Raw genomic sequence first — 17,288 nt, forward strand, 5'->3', positions numbered from 1 at the left:
GAGAACGTTCGTGTCGAGAAACAATCTCATGTCCGATCGCGTAGTTCGCGGACCTCTTCGACCGAATCGACGTCAAGTTCCGCCGCCATCCCCCGGAGTCGATCACCGAGTGGTTCCCGATCTTCGTCGCCCTCGTCCGAACCGACGAACTCGGATACGTCGCTGACGTAGACGCCCATATCCTCGGAGACGGACGCCACCGATAAAAACAGTCCGCCGACAGTCGGCGGTTGTGATCAAGGACAGCACCACAAGCGTCAGCAGGACTTGGTAATCGGAGGCATCTTGAACGATCGGCTCGGCAACCAGTAGTGGTAATGATGATTGTAATTTCTGATGGCTAAATACAAATATTATTCAGTCATGGATTGAATTTGAGGATGGCTCATATTATACACACCAATTATTAATACTCTAATATTTTTCAAACCAATAATTATATCTGATGGCAATATCTACCAATAATGGATGTCAGATAGTGACCATTCATCACGGCGCAGATTCCTTCAAGGAACCACCGTAGCAGCAAGTAGCCTATTCGGTGTAGGTCAAGTGTACGGAAAAAATATAGGACAACCCGATGAAATAGACATTCCAGTAGTTGTGTCTGGAGACAAAGTAGTGGAGACGGCTACTGTTCCATTCAAATGGTGGCAGCACGAACAGAGAGTAATCCGTCTTCAAGAGCAGCTTGTTGACCGGCTTGGCGATACTCCAGGCATTGTGAGTGTTGGAGTCGGTACACAATCCAGTACAATCGGTGGAAAGAAAGTTAGCCATCTTCGGGTTGGACGTGATTCGGAGGCCGACATTTCTACAAATATGCCAACCCGTGTAGATGGTATTCCAGTTGAAGTTCATTCTCCAGAAAAAACTGAACTACATTCCTGTGACGATAGCTGGGATGATACAAACACCTATGACCCTGTCGAAGGCGGTGTAAGACTTGATGGGTCACACTCATCATGTTGTGCAGTTCGGTACACAAACGATGATGGGGAAATTCTGAACTGTCTTATGACTGATGGACACTCCTATGATTGCTCCTTCGAATCGATAGACGACACAGTTGAACAGGAAGGCCAGAAAATTGGCGAGATCGAGGAAATTCGGCCAGCTCAGGACTGGGCCATTATTCGATTGACCAATGATGCTGACATTTCTTTTTTCTCGAATAATATTGCAGGCAGTTCACCTAAAGCGAGCGGTTATGTGTCACAACACGGACTACATCAGTTAAAGAGCAATGATACAAAAGTTTTTAATAGAGGCGCAAAAACCACGCTCACAAATGGCACTATAACTGGTTATGATAAGCAGCTTCCGTACACATCTGGATGCGAGGGATCAAATGACTATGAAAACTACGTTCGGTTGACTACCTGTACATTTGGTGGAGACTCCGGAAGTATCCACTACCATGAATATACCAATTACAGAGGAGATAAAAGGGCAGCAGTCATCGCGCCGCATAAGGGTGGCGGGGACGATTATTCAGTTGGATGTGCAGCGTATCGAATTAGAGAATCCAATGATATTGAATTCGGAGAATAATCATATAATTATGCATTATAATACATACAATAGTTTATAAATATGGCAGAGAGATCACGAAGGAAAATCCTTCACCAAGGTAGTCTTATTGGAACTATGCTTCTCATGGGCTGTAGTAGAAATACTGACTCACCCAACTCCAGCAACAATGCCTCACCTATCGGTTCCTGTGGCGAAAGCCAAATCTTTGACCCTCCAAAAGAAGCCTCTAATCCAGAAGGGGGTTATCCGGTAGTCACTACATCGGTGTCCACATCAACCAATACCGGAAAGATCGGCGCAGCATCTCGATGCATTCGGTCATTTTCATCTTCGTCACCAGCTCGAATCTGGATAGCATTAGCGAACCTCGGCGACGATCCGATCACGCTGGGATTCGGTGCACATCAGCCCTTGACGCGGTACGCAGCTGAACACAGAACCGCTGATTTTTCAATCTACGTTGTTCCATCAAGGTTCGAGAACGAAGGGAAACATCATTCAAACGGGAATGACACTACAAGTGATCAAAACTTCGGGTGCTGGAAGCTTGATGAGTGGGGATACGATAGCGAGGTGAACAATGTCACGCTGGACCCGTGCGAAATCATCAAGGGGACCTACGCACTCTTCGCATCTGCTGGCAACGGTGGTTGTCTAATCGACGGAACCTATCGAGTCGATGAGAACCTTAGTGGGCCTAACGGTCAGGTGGAGGCGAGTCTCTCGCTGAGCGTCTCCGTAGACCACGGCTGAGCGTTCGACAAGTCTCTCAATTTTTGTCTAACGGTAACCATCCCGGATCACGACTATCCGATTTAAGAATCCTCGTCAGTACTATAGTCCCCCCGTCCAGTATGGGTGGTATGGTCACGTTCCTCTCCGGTGGCACCGGAACGCCGAAGCTTCTCGACGGTGCCGCGATATCCTTCTCGCCCGACGAGACGACGGTGATCGCGAACACCGGCGACGACGTCGAGCTCGGCGGTCTGCTGATATCGCCCGACGTCGACACGCTGATCTTCCAGGGCGGCGGCGTGCTCGACCGCGAGGACTGGTGGGGCATCAAGGGCGACACGACCCGCACGAACACCGCGCTCCACGACATCGGCGAGGCGATGGGGCTCGACGAGGGCCCGAAATTTCTCCCCGAGGAGAAACAGACCGAGGGCCGCGACATCGCGCAGTGGCGCCGCTTCTCGGGCGCGATGGAGTTCATGGAGATCGGCGACCGCGACCGGGCGGTCCACATCACGCGGACGAGCCTGCTCGATCAGGGCCACACGCTCTCGGAGGTCACCGACGAGCTGGCGAAGGGGTTCGGCCTGACGATCGACCTGCTGCCGATGAGCGACGACCCGGTCGCCAGCCTCATCCACACCGACGAGGGCGTCATGCATTTCCAGGAGTTCTGGGTCGCCCGCGGCGGCGAACCCGAGGTCGACAGCGTCGAGTTCCGCGGCTCCTCGAGCGCCGAACCCGCGCCGGGCGTGCTCGACGCCCTCTCCGAGGACGTCGTGATCGGCCCGTCGAACCCGGTGACGAGCATCGGGCCGATGCTCGCGGTGCCCGGGATCTCGGATACGCTGTGGGACACCAACGTCGTCGCCGTCTCGCCGTTCGTCGAGGGCGAAGCGTTCTCGGGACCGGTCGCCCAGCTCATGGAGGCCGTCGGCGCCGAGCCGAACTCCGCGGGCCTCGAGACCGCCTACCCCTTCGCCGACGCGCTGGTCGTCGACGAGGACGACGACACGGAGTTCGACGTGCCGGTCGTCAGAACCGACATCGAGATCGACGACCGCGAGGACGCCGCCCGCGTCACCAAGGCCATCGAGGCCGCCTTAGAGGAGGTCCGGTAGGCCGTGTTCGGCCCGCGCGTCGCGATCGCGAGCCTCAGCGGGCGTTCGGATGCGGCGTGGGCCGAAGCCGCCGCCGAGCACGTCGGCGCCGCGTTTCTCGGCGGCATCGCGCTCGACGAGCGCTCCCGGCGGGCGGCCCGCGATCTCGTCGCGCGCGACCGGGAGGAGTTTCTCCCCGAGGACCCCCTTGCATTCATCGATGCCGAACTGGCCGCGCTCGAAGCTGTCCCGATCCGGCCGGCGTTCAACGTCCGCAGCGCGACGGTCGAACCCGTTCGCGAAGCCGCCGAAATCTGTGCCGAACGGGGCGCCGTTCTGGAGATCAACGCTCACTGTCGGCAGGACGAGCTGTGCGCCGCGGGCTGCGGCGAGGCCCTTCTTGCCGACGCCGACCGGCTCTGCGAGTACGTCGCCGCGGCGTCGGGGACGGGCGCAAGCGTCAGCGTCAAAGTTCGAGCCGAGGTCGACGGCGTCGACTTGCCCGCGACCGCGCGCCGGATCGACGCCGCGGGCGCCGACGCGATCCACGTCGACGCGATGGACTCCGAGCCGATGATCGGCGACGTCGCCGACGCCGCCGACCTGTTCGTGATCGCCAACAACGAGGTCCGCGACCGGGCGTCAGTCCGAGAGTACCTGAACTACGGCGCCGACGCCGTCAGCGTCGGGCGACCGAGCGACGATCCGCGAGTGCTCCGGCGCGTCCGGCGGGCCGTCGACGAGTGGTTCGAGGGCGGAGAGCGGGATCACGGCTCCGGGACTACCACGACCGAGTCGGCGTCGACGCCGGAGCCGCAATCCTAAGTGCCCGCGGCGTCGACGTTTCTACAGACGATGCGAACGCCCGCCCAGAACGCCGAGCTCGCCCTGTTGCTGGAGGTCGCCGGGACGCCCAAGCCCGGCAACGTCGACCGGAAACGCGACCTGCCCGACCTCCGGTTCGAGCACTTCTTGGCCGGCGCAGTCGGTGCGCAGGACGGCCTCCGGGCGGCCGGCCGCGGCGATCCCGTCGGGTCGGCGTTCGAGCGGTCGGTCGAGGGGATGGCCGAGCAGCGGGGCGGGAACACGCAGTTCGGCGCGCTGCTCCTGCTGACGCCGCTCGTCCGCACCGCGGGCGACGACGAGATCGAAGAGTTGACGCCGGAGGCCGCGGCGGCGACGGTCGCGGCGACGACCGTCGAGGACGCGGTCGACTTCTATCGAGCGTTCGATCACGTCGACGTCCGCGCGGGCGATCCGCCCGAGGATATGGAACCGCTCGATGTCCGCCGCGGCAGCGACGCCGCCGACGCCGTCCGGGACCGCGGGCTGACCCTGCAGGAGCTGATGGCCGAGAGCTCGGAGCGCGACGGCGTCGCCCGCGAGTGGACCGACGGTTTCGAAGAAACGTTCGCGGTCGCCGATCGGATTGCCGATAGCGACGAACCGCTGCCGGCCAGAGCGGCCGACGCGTTCCTCTGGTTGCTCGCGCGGCGTCCCGACACGCACGTCGCGAAGAAGCACGGCGCCTCGACGGCCCGGAGCGTGATGGTCCGCGCGCAGGAAGCCCGCGAGGGCGGCCCGGACCTGGTGGCCGCGTTCTCCGAGTCGCTCGTCGAGTCGGGTATCAACCCGGGGACGACCGCTGATGTCGTCGCCGCCGCCCTGTTCGTCGCGCTCGAACGCGACGGACTGGAGGTGTGAGCGTGGACGACGACGGAGTCACGGGACGGGACGACATCGAAACCGGGGCCCGGACCGTCGAGTGGCCGGTCGAACTCCGGGGAGTCACCGAGTCGGTCGTCGCGACGCTCGGCCCGAACGGCCTGTGGAACGACGCCGCGCTGGGCGTGCACGCCGGCGATCCCGCCACCGCCCGCACGTACGGAAACACGCGAACGCGGCGGAACTTCCACCGGGAGGGCGAGGGGTACGTCCAGTTCGTCCGCGAGCCGCTGGCGTTCGTCGAGAGCGCGCTCTCGATCCGCGAGCGCGAGGAGCCGATCATGGACGCCGCCGACGCCTGGGCGCGCGTCGAGGTCGAGCAAGTCGACGCCGGCGAGGATGGATCGACTCGCTGGGAGGAGTGGGAACTTCGGCCGGTCGAAGCCGTCCGCCGCGAGCACGAACCGGCGACGACGAACCGTGGCTACTACGCCGTGATCGAGGCGACCGTCGCCGCTTCGCGACTTGACGTCGACGCCTACGACGCGGCGACGCTGCTCGACCGGCTCGCGTACTTCGCCGAGGTCGTCGAGACCTGCGGCGGGGAGCGCGAGCGCGCGGCGTTCGACCGGCTCTCGGAGCTGACCGGCTGGCGCGACCGGCTGTGAGCGCGCCGACGAGAGCGGCCGTGCGCCGGTGGCGAGCGCCGGTCGCCGCCGATCGGCCGTCGAACATCGAACCCTTTTAGGCGCCGGTCGGACAACGATTCGAACATGCCAATCAAACCTGGGTACGTCAAGAAGACCGGTAACATCCTGCTCGAGCGATACCCCGACGCGTTCTCGGACGACTTCGAGCACAACAAGGACGGCGTCGACACGCTGACAAACATCGAGTCCAAGGACGTCCGGAACCGCGTCGCCGGCTTCATCTCGCGGAAGAAGAGCGGCAACGCCGCCGAAGCGTAAGCACGTTCTCGCCGTTCTGTCGTCGATAGATCTCTGATAGCGGCTGCGCCGGCCAGTTCGAGCGCTACGCGGCGCCGCGCTATCCAAACCGTTTTTGCTCCCCGATACCACTCCTACCACAATGTCAGTACGAGTCGGTATTCTCGGAGCGACCGGCGCGGTCGGACAGCGCCTGATTCAGCAACTCGACCCCCACCCGCAGTTCGAGATCGCGGCCCTGACCGCGAGCGAATCGAGTGCGGGCCGATCCTACAGCGACGCCGCGAAGTGGCGCGTCAACACGCCGATTCCCGAGGACGTCGCGGAGATCACGGTCTCGGCGACCGATCCCGACGAGGTTCCGAACGACGTCGACCTGATCTTCTCCTCGCTGCCCTCCAGCGTCGGCGAGCGGGTCGAGCCCGGCTTCGTCGAGGACGGCTACGTCGTCTCCTCGAACTCCTCGAACTCGCGGCTCGCCGAGGACGTTCCCCTCGTCATCCCCGAGGTCAACCACGACCACCTCGACCTGATCGAGGTCCAGCGCGACGAGCGCGGCTGGGACGGCGCGCTGATCAAGAACCCCAACTGCTCGACGATCACGATGGTGCCGACGCTGGCCCAGCTCGACCAGTTCGGCCTCGAAAAGGTCTTCGTCTCGACGCTGCAGGCCGTCTCCGGCGCTGGCTACGACGGCGTCACCTCGATGGAGATCATCGACAACGTCCTGCCCCACATCGGCGGCGAGGAAGAGAAGATGGAAAGCGAGTCCCGGAAGCTGCTCGGCGAGTTCGACGGCGCCGAGCTCAGCTGGCACGACGTCGACGTCTCGGCGTCCTGTAACCGCGTCGCGACGCTGGACGGCCACCTGGAGAACGTGTTCGCCGAACTCGCCGAGGACGCCTCCGCGGCCGACGTCGAGGCCGCGTTCCGCGAGGCGCCGACGATCGACCTCCAGAGCGCCCCCGACGAGCTCATCAAGGTGTTCGAGGACCCCAACCGGCCCCAGCCCCGCCTCGACCGCAACGTTGCCGACGGCCAGGGCATCGCGACCGGCCCGGTCCAGGAGACCAGCGACGGCGTCCAGTTCGACTGTCTCGCCCACAACACGATCCGCGGCGCCGCCGGCGCCAGCGTGCTGAACGGCGAGCTGCTGGTCGAGGAAGGCTACCTGTAAGCGTAGCGCGCCGTTTTCCGAACGGCCATCCGGACACCGCTATCTTGACACTTTTCTGAATCGTAACGGCGAGCGTGTCGAGCGACGGGCTCTCGACGCCGCGGCGGGGACGCTCGTCGTCGGTGACGCCGAGACCGATCTGGACGCCGTCGCCGAGGTCCGGCGGATCGATCTGGGAAGCCACGCCGTCCTCCGGCTGTCGTACGCCGGGCCGAACGATCTCGGCAGTCCGAGGCTGGTCATCGTTCCGCTGTCAGTCGCCGATGCCGCGGTCGCCGCGGTTCCAGAGGACCCAGGCGCGAGCGAGGAACCGCCTCCGGCCGCCGAGCGCGCCGCACTGATCGGCGCGGCCGCCGTCTTTCTGGGACTGGCCGCGGTGCTCGTCGTCGGGCGCGGGACCGAGAATGCGGCCGCGCTCTACGCGTTCGCGGCGATGCCGGGGTCCGTCGGCGCGCTGCTGGTCTACCTCGCCGCGTGACGGCGAAGAAGTTCGACGATCTGAACGGCTACAGCGACACTTCGTTCTCCAGTCCGTCGTACTCGCCCGTTTCGGCGATCTGTCGGACGTTTCCGGCGACGATGTCGGCGAGGCGCTCGTAGTAGTCGGGCGTGTGGCCGGCGTGGTGGGGCGTGATCTGGACGTTTCCGAGATCCCACAGCGGGTGGTCCCGGGGCAGCGGTTCGGGATCGGTCACGTCCAGCGCGGCGCCGCGGATCCAGCCCGAGCGCAGCGCTGTCAGGAGGTCGTCGGTGTCGACCACGGGGCCGCGGGCGACGTTGACGAGCACGGCCTCGGGCGGGAGCGTGACGAACTCCTCGCTGCCGATCAGCCCCCGCGTCTCGTCGGTCAGCGGACAGGCGAGTACCAGATAGTCGGTGCGCGCGAGGGCCCCGTGGAGGGCGTCGTCGTCGAAGCCGATCACCTCGTCCGTCGGGCCGCCCTTCTCGGGCGTGTACCGGACGCCGATCGTCTCGACGTCGAACCCCTCCAGGCGCTCGACGACGGCCTGCCCGATCGCGCCGAGGCCGACGACCGTCACTGTGCCGTCGTGCAGTTCGTGAGCCTTGTAGTGGCGCCACTCGTTGCGGCGCTGGCGGCGGAACCCCTCGTTGAACCGGCGGGTAAAGGTCAAGATGTTGCCCAGCACGTGCTCGCCCATGTTCGGGCCGTGGACGCCCGAGGCGTTGGTCACCGTGACGCCGTGTTCGCGCAAGCGGTCGAGCGGCAGGTGGCCGACGCCGGCGTACGCGCAGGCGAACAGTTCCATGTTCTGGGCCCGATCGAGCAGTTCCTCGTCCAGTACCATCCCCGTCACGATCCGGGCGTCTTCGATCTCCTCGCGCTCGGCTTCCGGCGTCCGCGCGAGCGTGACGTCGCTGTCGGGCAATCGTGTGCGGAGCGCGTCGGCGTACTCCTCGACGGGAATTCCGTGGGTTCCTTTCCGTAACACGAGCACGTCGTGATCGCTCATGTGCTCGTGATCGGTAGACGGCGACATAAGTCCGGGTCCGGGGGCGAACGCTGCTGGTATCGGCGGCCGGCGACGGACGTCGGCGTCGACGGCGATCGGCGCATCCGATCCGGATCGGCGTCGAGACAGGTCAGCGCGTCCGAGAGGCACCCCTGTCGTTGATAACTCGCGACGAGCATAGGTACGTATGGTAGCTGGCCAGGTAGTCCTGACCGTCCTTATGGGACTCTTTCTCGTGGGCGTCGCCGCGTGGCTCGGACGGCAATCGGACTGGCGACCGTCGACCGTCGGCGGCGGCGCGGTCGAGGAGGATCGCCGCGAAACCGCGGAGAAGCCCGGCGGCCTGATGCGCTGGTTGACGACGGTCGACCACAAGGATATCGGGATCCTCTACGGGCTGTTCTCGGTGACGGCGTTCGTCGTCGGCGGCCTGATGGTCGTCGTGATGCGCCTGGAGCTGCTCCAGCCCGGCGAGACGATCATCGCCGCCGCGACGTACAACGCCCTGCTGACGAACCACGGCATCACGATGCTATTCCTGTTCGGGACGCCCTTTATCGCCGCGTTCGCGAACTACTTCATCCCGCTGTTCATCGGCGCGAACGACATGGCGTTCCCGCGGATCAACGCCATCGCGTTCTGGCTGCTGCCGGTGAGCGCGGTGCTGATCTGGGGCGGCTTCTTCCTCTGGCCGATCGTGGAGAACGTCGCGCCGGCCCAGACGTCCTGGACGATGTACCCGCCGCTGTCAACCTCGAGCACGGCCCAGGGGACGCCCGCCGGCCCTACGGGGGTGGTTAATCCCGGCGCCGACATGATGATGCTGGGGCTGCACCTCTCGGGGATCTCGGCGACGATGGGGGCGATCAACTTCATCGCGACCATCTTCACCGAGCGCGGCGAGGACGTGGGGTGGCACAACCTCGATATCTTCTCGTGGACGATCCTCACCCAGTCGGCGCTCATCGTCTTCGCGTTCCCGCTGCTGGGCAGCGCCCTGTTGATGCTACTCTCCGACCGGAACTTCGGGACGCTGTTCTTCGCTCCCGAGGGCGGCGGCCCCATTCTGTGGCAGCACCTGTTCTGGTTCTTCGGCCACCCCGAAGTGTACATCCTGGTGTTGCCGCCGATGGGGATCATCAGCTACGTCCTGCCCCGCTTCGCGGGCCGGAAACTGTTCGGGTTCAAGTTCGTCGTCTACTCGACGCTCGCGATCGGCGTCCTCTCCTTCGGCGTCTGGGCCCACCACATGTTCGCCTCCGGCATGGACCCGCGGATGGAGGGCGCCTTCATGGCCGTCTCGCTGGCGATCGCCATCCCGAGCGCGGTGAAGGTGTTCAACTGGATCACGACGATATGGAGCGGATCGATCACGTTGACTGCGCCGATGCTGTTCTGCATCGGCTTCATCTCGAACTTCATCATCGGCGGCGTCACCGGCGTGTTCCTCGCCGCGGTGCCCGTCAACCTGATCCTCCACGAAACCCACTACGTGGTCGGGCACTTCCACTACATCGTGATGGGCGCCATCGGCTTCGCGTTCTTCGCCGGGTTCTACTACTGGTTCCCGCTCGTGACCGGGCGGATGTACCAGCAGCGCCTGGCGAAGTGGCACTTCTGGCTCTCGATGGTCGGGACGAACGTCGTGTTCTTCGCGCTGGTCCTGCTGGGCTACGCCGGGATGCCCCGCAAGTACGCCAACTACGACGTGCCGGTCGGGCCCCAGGAGCTGTTCATCAACCTCAACCAGATCGCGACGCTGGGGGCGCTGGTGTTGTTCGTCGGCCAGCTCGTCTGGGCGTACAACTTCATCTCTTCGGCGTTCGAGGGGCCCATCGTCGACGACGACGACCCCTGGGACCTCGACGAGACGGGGATGAAGACCCGCGAGTGGGACTGGTTCCGCGAGAACCGGATGCCGATGTCCGGCGGCGGGCACGCGATCGCGTACGACGGCGGGACTGAACAGGATGCCGATGCAGAGGTTACGTCAGACGCTGACGCACAGGCACCGGCGGACGCCGATGCGACGACGGCATCGCCCGACGAAGATCCGCTATCGACCGACGCGGACGCCGAAGCGCGCGAAGCTGACCGAGACGCCGACGAAAACTAGCCTACTCGCCCTGAAAGTCGGGCTCCTCGTCGCCGAAGAACGCCTCGTGGCCGCGCGCGTAGTCGTCGGTCCCCGCGAGGCGCGCGATCGTGTCGGCCTCCGCCTCCAGGTGCTCCTCGAACGTCCGCCCGTGGCTGTTCGCCATGAGGCGCTTGGTGGCGCCGAAGGCGCGCGTCGGGCCCGAAGCCAACTCGTCGGCGAGTTCCGCGAGCCGGTCGTCCAGCGAACTCACCGGGACGACCTCGGTCGCCAGCCCGTAGTCGACGGCGCGCTCGGCGTCGATCGGCGCGTCGAGCAGCGCGATCTCGCGGGCGCGCCGGTGGCCGACGAGTTCCGGCAGGAGGTACGTGATGCCGCCGTCGCCCGACAGTCCGAGCCGCGGGTAGGCGTACTCGAAGCGGGCGTCCTCCGAGACGACGACGAGGTCGGCGGCCATCGCGAGGCCGAAGCCCGCGCCGGCCGCGGTGCCGTTGACGCCGGCGATCACCGGCTTGGGCGCAGTCGCCATGTGCCGGATCGCCGTGTGAAGCCGCGACGCCAGCGCGCGCAGCCGCCGGCCGTCGGACTCGTCGCCCTCCAGGTCCGTCAGGTCGGCGCCGGTGTTGAACCAGTCGTCGGCGCCGGTCAGCACGACACAGCGCACGTCGTCGTCCGAGTCGGCGAGTTCGATGACGGCGTCGCGCAGGTCCCCGGCCATCGCCTCGCTCAGCGCGTTGTACGCGTCGGGCCGATCCATCCGGATGTAGCCCACCGCGCCCTCGCGCTCGACCTCGACGTGCTCGCTGCCGGCCTCGAAGCTGTCGGATTCCATGCGGGTACCTGCGCGGCCCACCCTGAAATAATCTAGCGCGGATCGACGGGATTCCCGTCACTCGGGGGCCGCCGGAACTGACGCGTCGACGAACGACCGCAAGCTATCGGGACATTAATATCGCTGGCATGGACCCTTCGGTGTATGGAGCGGTACGACGTGGCCGTCGTCGGTGGCGGTCCCGCGGGGACGTGTGCCGGCTGGGAGGCCGCCAAGGGCGGCGCCAGCGCGGTGGTACTGGAGAAGGGCGTCCCCCGCGAGGATCGCGACGGACTCGGTCCGGACTCGACGGACGCAGCGGGGATGCTCGACTACTGGGTCGACATCATGGACATCGACTACGAGCGCATCCCCGACGAGGCGATCCTCCGGGAGCTGTCGGGCACGGACTTCGTCGGCCCGAACGAGTCCGTCTCGCTCGACACCACCGGGATGGCGTCGAGCTACGACGGGTTCGGGTTCACGTTCCAGCGCGCCCGGATGGACGACTGGCTCCGCGAGGAAGCCGAGAGCGCGGGCGCCGACTACCGCGTCGGCGTCAGCGTCACCGACGTGGAGACCGACCTCTCGGGCGACCCGCGCCACGTCCTCGGTCTGCGCGACGGCGAGGACATCGGCGCGAAGTATCTCGTGCTCGCGGACGGCCCCCAGCGCCAGGTCACCAATCGCGTGCTCGATCGGTTCCTGCCCGACGACGCCGACGTCACCGACTACGTCGGGACGACCCACGCCAACCACATCGCCTATCAGGAACACCGCGAGGTGCCAGAGGACGTGTTCGAGGACGACCGACTCAAGTTCTGGTGGGGGTACATGCCCGGCGAAACGGCCTACCCCTGGGTGTTCCCGAACGACGGCAACGTCGCCCGCATCGGGCTGACGATGCCGATCGGGATGGACATCGACGAGGTCGAGAACCGCGATGACTACGCCCTGCTGGAGCCCGAGGACGACGGCATCCCGTCGGGAAGCGAGTACATCCGACGCCTGCTAGAACGCGAGTACGGGGACCGGTACGACATCGAGGAAGACTTCCCGCTCGTCGAGGATCGCGGCAAGCGCGGCGGCACCGAGACGTACGCCATCTCCTCGACGCGCCCGATCGACTCGCCGACCCGCGCCGGCATCGCGGTCGCCGGCGGCGCGATGGGTACGACTTCGGCGTTCCACGAGGGCGGCTACCACGTCGCCGTTCGATCGGGGCGGATCGCCGGCGAACTCGCCGCCAACGACGAGCTCCGGCGCTACAACGACGCCTGGAAGGACGCCATCGGCGACGAGCTCCTGCGGAACGTCACGTTCGCGGACATCGTCGCGGAGTACGGCCCGGCGGACTGGGACCGGACTTTCGGCGTCGCCAACGACCTGCTCGCGCCCGAAGACGATCGGCTGCTGCGCTGGCAGCTCCGGTCGGGACTCGCGGGGCTGAAGGTCGTCGGCGAGTACAAGTGGCGGAAGTTCGGCTACCGGGACGGCAAATACGTCCAGCTCCGGGAGTCCGAGTACCAGCTGTAGGCGTCGATCGAGATGCGGGCCACCACGCTGACGAAACTGGTCGGCCTGTCCGCGATCCTGGTGGTCGGCGGCTTCGTGACGATGGGGTTTTCGCGGCTCGCGATCGGCTACGATCTCGCGCGAACGCTCGCGGCGCCGCTGTTTCTCTCGGGCTTTGCGATCGCGGTCGGCCTGTTCGCGTTCGGCGTGCTCTGGAAACTCGGCGTCGTCGCGATCGAGGAGTGACGCCGAAGTGGCGGTAACGACGCCGTCGGTGCTCGTGGCGACGCCCTTTTTTGGCCCCCTCGCCTACGTCCGACTGCGTACCTCAGTCCCCGCCCGAGCACGTCCGCCAGGACGCGATGACAGCGCGGAGAACCCGGGTGCGCGACACGCAGTTGCTGACCTGGTCGAGCGTCGCTCGACCCGCCCGGCACGAGGGTTTCCCGGTTGACAGGGCCTGCCGCCCGCGGATGATACCGGTCGTTAGTGTTCCGGGCGACAACCACTCATTTACCGGTATAAAATCGCGTATCCCGGCTTCTATTGGCCGTATACGGCACAATTCGTTTATAACCAAAATGAGCTGAGTATCGGGATGAATACTAACGACATTATCGATAATCTCAGGAGGTGCGTGTTCGATGCCTCCGCGTGATTACGATGATCGCCGGGTAGAAGTCTACTTCGGGCCGTCACACAAGGTTGACGTGACAAAGGAGGAGCTGGCTGAGTTCATCATCGAGGAGATGGCTCTCGAACGGTCAGATGGTGGGCCAAAGTGGACCGAAGGTGTGGCCGAGCTCGTCGAACTCGGGATGGAAGCCTTTGAGGAACAATATGGAGATGATCCAGAGTATGCGGAGGAGATCGCGAAGCTGAACCAGAAGCTCGATGAGTACCAGAGCGAGATCAGAGAGATTTCGATTTCCCAGGAGGAGCCAGTTGACACTCTCATTCAAGCATCTAAACTAACCAGGCGTGCCCAAGCTCGTATCCTCAAAGTCTTGTCCGAAAATGCGAGAGAGGACGATGGGATGTCGCTGTTTGTCGATTTAGCGGAAGTAGCCAGAGAGGCGGATATGGAGTATAGTGCTGTTTCGCACTACACTCGTTTACTTGATCTGGGTGGGTTCGTTGATCGAGACACATACGGACAAAAGGCAAAACTGAACCATAGAAATGCATTTGAGAAATTTTGTGAGACAAGAATGGTCAACCCTGAGTCAATTTAAACTGAATTGAGGTAGTTCCTTAGTCTTGAAAAAGCCCGGAGAGTAGTCTTTTTACATTATCCACTCTTGACAGAACGTTTGTGGTTGTCTCAGTCAGGTCATCATCAAATTGAATGATGTTGTCTTCGGTAGAGATGATGTCTATCACATCCTCTGTTGTCAGTTCATTCCGCTCGTAAGCACACAGCATTTTGTAAAGCTCAACTGTTGTTAGTAACTTGAATCCCCTTTCATCAAGTTCATCAGTGAAGTTTTCAGTATTCAGACGACGATCCTCCGGATCGCTCTTACGATCATGATTGACGATCAGTAGCCCAGTTCGATTTGTCCCATAGCCTTCACTCTCGGCGTCACTGAGATGACGATCAAGTTGGGAAATTTTCCCGTGGCTGACTCCCCCATCTGTTCCTGTTATCTCAAGAATATACGTTTCCGAATCAAGCGGAATTCCGCCATCACGGTGGCCAGATTTCTCTGGGTCTACACTTAATCCCATATGTCGAAGTACTCCCCTTACTGTGTCTTCAAGTGAATCTCCTGTGTCAAATAGGATCGTACGAAACTCTCTTGAGTTTCTTATTGTATCTTCAAGTGATGAAATCTGACTCTCAATATCGTTGATCTCCTGTTCTACCTTGTTATGATTGGGTAGTTCATAACTGTCAACCCATCCCGGAACAGAGTCAAGATCAAATTCAAATAGGTGAGTTAGTGTCTGTCTGACAAAACCATCAAAGTCTTGGCTTTTCTTTTCTGGAACGAGGTATACCGCACCGGGCGAAACTTGGTCCTCGCTCTCATCTATTAGGCGGACCTCAGCGGCAATAGCACGGTTGACATTGTCCACGGCGATTCGCCAAAAATCAAAGTGTGGACCATACTCTCCCTTAGTCGGACTTCTCAGTGCTTTTGGCCCCCCTTTTCTCGGTCGAGGGTCAAGATATGGGTCCCAAGTAAATGTTTGTAGTTGTCCGATGTCATTGATTACAATTTCCCAATTAAATTGGTTCCCGAAATACCAATCCCACTCATCATCAACAAGCTCAATCAAGTCACCATTTTCGTCATCACTGGCATCTATTCCAAATGGGAGCCATGAGAGTAGGTTTGCTTGATACTTCTCATCGTTCCCGTCGTGGTCTTCTCCTTTGAAATACGGTGAAAGTTCCTCAGGTAGTCTGATTACGACGTCATTCCCCGCCCCGATAAATTGAACAAGATCACGCCGGTCCGGGAATGTCACTGATTCTTCCCAGCCAAAGTAGGGGTGGGCAAATTCATGAGCATGTAACTGAAGATCCATCAGGTCGATGAACGCATGTGTATGATTTTTAATATTATCTGATTCGTCCCAATCGACATGTGTGTCAGCTATGGAGCAATCAGGGCCCTTGACCAGAATCCGTCTCATTACTATAATTCTGTCTCGTGAATTTGCTTAGTCGTTTGGTCATATCGACAGGTGTCGGGTTTGTGGGCGTAAATCATTATAGCGGCAAATCCAGCAAAACGACTGTCTATCGGGGTGATTTAATACCGACACGTCGACCCAACCAGCCAGTCACGGCGGCCACTACGGCGGCGATAAGAAAGCCACTGGCCAGCATACTTGCAAGTAATCCCCCTTCAAGTAACATTTCTCTTGTAATCAGAGGAGGAGAAACGGTATATGCATAAGCAAGTGAGGCTATCGGAACAAGAACCAAGGCTACTATCCCAACACCAAGACCGACCAGTAACAACTGAACGCTGGTACGATCTCGAGCGAAACGAAGAAGTGGATACTGAGCGGTAATCGGTTCCCTTACATCCTGTTTGAGCCACCAGAGTCGATCTCGTCCAGGCTTTCGAGTCCCCAGAATATCTCGGCTCGCAAGGTCTTTCAGTCGTCTACGTACCTGTCGGTCGCTCAAATCGACTCTCTCAGATACTTCCGTCGTTAGAAGGACTTGGTGCTCCGCATACGAGAACGCATCAATAATCGGTTTGTCCTGTGTTTTTAGACTCGCATCAAGATCAGATATGGCCTCAGAATCCTCACTTTCCAAGCTCATTGGTCGATGTCCCCTTGCGGACACTGGCTCTGTCCGGTTACAGACACAGATTTTGGATGTCTTTTTGCGGTCATCCTCTTGCCCCTATAATTCCCTGGCACGTCAGTTAACATACGCAATGAGTCGAGCCACTGTCAAAAAGACTGGCACGATCGAGGAGGATAGTAGTACAGAATCAGAGTCAGTAGTCCACCTGAAAGGGGAGATTCACAGTAGTCGCGGAGACCACGACAAAGAACGGGAGTTGATGAAGGATGGTATTGATGCTCTCGTTTTGGAAGGAACAGAGAACACTGGCGACTATGGGGTTACTGAGGGCTGGTTCCAACAGGCGATAGCGGGGATGTTCTATATTCTGAGCCCACTCTATGTTTCGAAGGAAATTCTCGTCGACTTCGCTGAGCTACAAGGTGCTAATGTGTACTTCACGCGGGAGAGTGACGCGGAGGTACTACGGAATGCCCCCTTAACGATGAGAGTGATTTCCGCCTCGTTGTATTTCCTTCTCCTACCGAGTAGCGTGATTGTCGGACTAATAACGGGGGACTATCTCGCTGGTGCTGGTTTCTTGGCCGTGAGCTTCTCTGTGCCGGTTCTTCTTCTCAGGTTCTACAATATGGAGTTCAACTCAGGCGATCAGAATCGGGACGAGGTTATGGCTCAGAAAATCGCTGATGCGGCTGAGGAGAATGATACGGTACTTGCGGTTGTCGGAGCGGGGCATGCTGATGGTATAATTGACGCGCTACCGAAAACCCTGAACGTAACCTATCATCCGCCGGAATACGGTAGAGCATCCAAGGAGCATCTCAAAGAGATTCTCATTCCATTGTTCCAGACGTTCTCTCTCCTCCTAACTCTCTATCTGGCCATTCTTTGGATCATCGTGACTCTTGTCGGTTTCCTCTGACCAACCCAAGAACGAGCTCTTGAAACATAATTAAAA

The 17,288-nt window shown here is 61.1% G+C and carries 18 protein-coding genes; 13 read left to right on the top strand and 5 right to left on the bottom strand.

The window, feature by feature from the left end:
* Window positions 1-26: 26 nt before the first annotated feature.
* Window positions 27-179, bottom strand: a complete 153-nt coding sequence (locus ABDZ81_RS13815; protein WP_343774587.1) for a hypothetical protein — start codon at window positions 177-179, stop codon at window positions 27-29.
* 289 nt (window positions 180-468) lie between these two features.
* On the opposite strand from ABDZ81_RS13815, the gene ABDZ81_RS13820 reads away from it, so the two are divergent.
* The 8 genes from ABDZ81_RS13820 to asd all read left to right on the top strand — a co-directional run bounded on the left by ABDZ81_RS13820 (window position 469) and on the right by asd (window position 7,160).
* Window positions 469-1,554 carry a hypothetical protein gene (locus tag ABDZ81_RS13820; protein WP_343774588.1) on the top strand — a complete coding sequence of 362 codons (1,086 nt, stop codon included), beginning with the start codon at window positions 469-471 and terminating at the stop codon, window positions 1,552-1,554.
* 42 nt (window positions 1,555-1,596) lie between these two features.
* On the top strand, window positions 1,597-2,289 hold the full coding sequence (locus tag ABDZ81_RS13825; protein WP_343774589.1) for a hypothetical protein: 693 nt from the start codon (window positions 1,597-1,599) through the stop codon (window positions 2,287-2,289).
* A gap of 110 nt (window positions 2,290-2,399) precedes the next feature.
* Window positions 2,400-3,392 (top strand): 2-phospho-L-lactate transferase, encoded by a 993-nt coding sequence (gene cofD / locus ABDZ81_RS13830; RefSeq protein ID WP_343774590.1) that lies wholly within the window; start codon window positions 2,400-2,402, stop codon window positions 3,390-3,392.
* A gap of 3 nt (window positions 3,393-3,395) precedes the next feature.
* Window positions 3,396-4,196, top strand: coding sequence for a tRNA-dihydrouridine synthase (locus ABDZ81_RS13835; RefSeq protein ID WP_343774591.1), 801 nt, complete (start codon window positions 3,396-3,398; stop codon window positions 4,194-4,196).
* 30 nt (window positions 4,197-4,226) lie between these two features.
* Window positions 4,227-5,075 carry a triphosphoribosyl-dephospho-CoA synthase gene (locus tag ABDZ81_RS13840; protein ID WP_343774592.1) on the top strand — a complete coding sequence of 283 codons (849 nt, stop codon included), beginning with the start codon at window positions 4,227-4,229 and terminating at the stop codon, window positions 5,073-5,075.
* 2 nt (window positions 5,076-5,077) lie between these two features.
* Window positions 5,078-5,704, top strand: a complete 627-nt coding sequence (locus tag ABDZ81_RS13845; protein WP_343774593.1) for a DUF447 domain-containing protein — start codon at window positions 5,078-5,080, stop codon at window positions 5,702-5,704.
* A 105-nt stretch (window positions 5,705-5,809) separates the two neighbouring features.
* Window positions 5,810-6,004 (top strand): 30S ribosomal protein S17e, encoded by a 195-nt coding sequence (locus ABDZ81_RS13850; RefSeq protein WP_256391112.1) that lies wholly within the window; start codon window positions 5,810-5,812, stop codon window positions 6,002-6,004.
* A gap of 121 nt (window positions 6,005-6,125) precedes the next feature.
* Window positions 6,126-7,160 carry an aspartate-semialdehyde dehydrogenase gene (gene asd / locus ABDZ81_RS13855; protein ID WP_343774594.1) on the top strand — a complete coding sequence of 345 codons (1,035 nt, stop codon included), beginning with the start codon at window positions 6,126-6,128 and terminating at the stop codon, window positions 7,158-7,160.
* Between the two features lie 506 nt (window positions 7,161-7,666).
* On the opposite strand, the gene ABDZ81_RS13860 is transcribed toward asd, so the two are convergent.
* Window positions 7,667-8,632: a D-2-hydroxyacid dehydrogenase gene (locus ABDZ81_RS13860; protein ID WP_343774595.1), complete on the bottom strand. Its 966-nt coding sequence runs from the start codon at window positions 8,630-8,632 to the stop codon at window positions 7,667-7,669.
* Window positions 8,633-8,819: 187 nt separating this feature from the next.
* Between ABDZ81_RS13860 and ABDZ81_RS13865 the strand changes: the two genes are divergently transcribed.
* Entirely contained in the window at window positions 8,820-10,748 is a 1,929-nt protein-coding gene (locus ABDZ81_RS13865) for a cbb3-type cytochrome c oxidase subunit I (protein WP_343774596.1), read from the top strand.
* Between the two features lies 1 nt (window position 10,749).
* On the opposite strand, the gene ABDZ81_RS13870 is transcribed toward ABDZ81_RS13865, so the two are convergent.
* Window positions 10,750-11,559, bottom strand: a complete 810-nt coding sequence (locus tag ABDZ81_RS13870) for an enoyl-CoA hydratase/isomerase family protein (protein ID WP_343774597.1) — start codon at window positions 11,557-11,559, stop codon at window positions 10,750-10,752.
* A gap of 144 nt (window positions 11,560-11,703) precedes the next feature.
* Here ABDZ81_RS13870 and ABDZ81_RS13875 point away from each other — a divergent pair, with 144 nt between their 5' ends.
* The 3 genes from ABDZ81_RS13875 to ABDZ81_RS13885 all read left to right on the top strand — a co-directional run bounded on the left by ABDZ81_RS13875 (window position 11,704) and on the right by ABDZ81_RS13885 (window position 14,288).
* Window positions 11,704-13,074 carry an NAD(P)/FAD-dependent oxidoreductase gene (locus ABDZ81_RS13875; protein WP_343774598.1) on the top strand — a complete coding sequence of 457 codons (1,371 nt, stop codon included), beginning with the start codon at window positions 11,704-11,706 and terminating at the stop codon, window positions 13,072-13,074.
* Between the two features lie 12 nt (window positions 13,075-13,086).
* Entirely contained in the window at window positions 13,087-13,299 is a 213-nt protein-coding gene (locus ABDZ81_RS13880) for a hypothetical protein (RefSeq protein WP_343774599.1), read from the top strand.
* A gap of 398 nt (window positions 13,300-13,697) precedes the next feature.
* Window positions 13,698-14,288, top strand: a complete 591-nt coding sequence (locus tag ABDZ81_RS13885) for a hypothetical protein (RefSeq protein WP_343774600.1) — start codon at window positions 13,698-13,700, stop codon at window positions 14,286-14,288.
* 19 nt (window positions 14,289-14,307) lie between these two features.
* Here the strand turns inward: ABDZ81_RS13885 and ABDZ81_RS13890 are convergent, their stop codons facing one another.
* Window positions 14,308-15,699, bottom strand: coding sequence for a hypothetical protein (locus ABDZ81_RS13890; protein WP_343774601.1), 1,392 nt, complete (start codon window positions 15,697-15,699; stop codon window positions 14,308-14,310).
* Between the two features lie 106 nt (window positions 15,700-15,805).
* Window positions 15,806-16,342, bottom strand: coding sequence for a hypothetical protein (locus ABDZ81_RS13895; RefSeq protein WP_343774602.1), 537 nt, complete (start codon window positions 16,340-16,342; stop codon window positions 15,806-15,808).
* 118 nt (window positions 16,343-16,460) lie between these two features.
* Here ABDZ81_RS13895 and ABDZ81_RS13900 point away from each other — a divergent pair, with 118 nt between their 5' ends.
* Window positions 16,461-17,252 carry a hypothetical protein gene (locus ABDZ81_RS13900; protein WP_343774603.1) on the top strand — a complete coding sequence of 264 codons (792 nt, stop codon included), beginning with the start codon at window positions 16,461-16,463 and terminating at the stop codon, window positions 17,250-17,252.
* Window positions 17,253-17,288: the final 36 nt, after the last annotated feature.

Source organism: Natronoarchaeum mannanilyticum (assembly GCF_039522665.1).
GTDB lineage: Archaea > Halobacteriota > Halobacteria > Halobacteriales > Natronoarchaeaceae > Natronoarchaeum > Natronoarchaeum mannanilyticum.

Coding starts and splice junctions, on each gene's coding strand:
- ABDZ81_RS13815 (WP_343774587.1), bottom strand. CDS start 179: ATGGGCGTCTACGTCAGCGACGTATCCGAGTTCGTCGGTTCGGACGAG.
- ABDZ81_RS13820 (WP_343774588.1), top strand. CDS start 469: ATGTCAGATAGTGACCATTCATCACGGCGCAGATTCCTTCAAGGAACC.
- ABDZ81_RS13825 (WP_343774589.1), top strand. CDS start 1,597: ATGGCAGAGAGATCACGAAGGAAAATCCTTCACCAAGGTAGTCTTATT.
- cofD (WP_343774590.1), top strand. CDS start 2,400: ATGGTCACGTTCCTCTCCGGTGGCACCGGAACGCCGAAGCTTCTCGAC.
- ABDZ81_RS13840 (WP_343774592.1), top strand. CDS start 4,227: ATGCGAACGCCCGCCCAGAACGCCGAGCTCGCCCTGTTGCTGGAGGTC.
- ABDZ81_RS13850 (WP_256391112.1), top strand. CDS start 5,810: ATGCCAATCAAACCTGGGTACGTCAAGAAGACCGGTAACATCCTGCTC.
- asd (WP_343774594.1), top strand. CDS start 6,126: ATGTCAGTACGAGTCGGTATTCTCGGAGCGACCGGCGCGGTCGGACAG.
- ABDZ81_RS13860 (WP_343774595.1), bottom strand. CDS start 8,632: ATGAGCGATCACGACGTGCTCGTGTTACGGAAAGGAACCCACGGAATT.
- ABDZ81_RS13865 (WP_343774596.1), top strand. CDS start 8,820: ATGGTAGCTGGCCAGGTAGTCCTGACCGTCCTTATGGGACTCTTTCTC.
- ABDZ81_RS13870 (WP_343774597.1), bottom strand. CDS start 11,559: ATGGAATCCGACAGCTTCGAGGCCGGCAGCGAGCACGTCGAGGTCGAG.
- ABDZ81_RS13875 (WP_343774598.1), top strand. CDS start 11,704: ATGGAGCGGTACGACGTGGCCGTCGTCGGTGGCGGTCCCGCGGGGACG.
- ABDZ81_RS13880 (WP_343774599.1), top strand. CDS start 13,087: ATGCGGGCCACCACGCTGACGAAACTGGTCGGCCTGTCCGCGATCCTG.
- ABDZ81_RS13885 (WP_343774600.1), top strand. CDS start 13,698: ATGCCTCCGCGTGATTACGATGATCGCCGGGTAGAAGTCTACTTCGGG.
- ABDZ81_RS13890 (WP_343774601.1), bottom strand. CDS start 15,699: ATGAGACGGATTCTGGTCAAGGGCCCTGATTGCTCCATAGCTGACACA.
- ABDZ81_RS13895 (WP_343774602.1), bottom strand. CDS start 16,342: ATGAGCTTGGAAAGTGAGGATTCTGAGGCCATATCTGATCTTGATGCG.
- ABDZ81_RS13900 (WP_343774603.1), top strand. CDS start 16,461: ATGAGTCGAGCCACTGTCAAAAAGACTGGCACGATCGAGGAGGATAGT.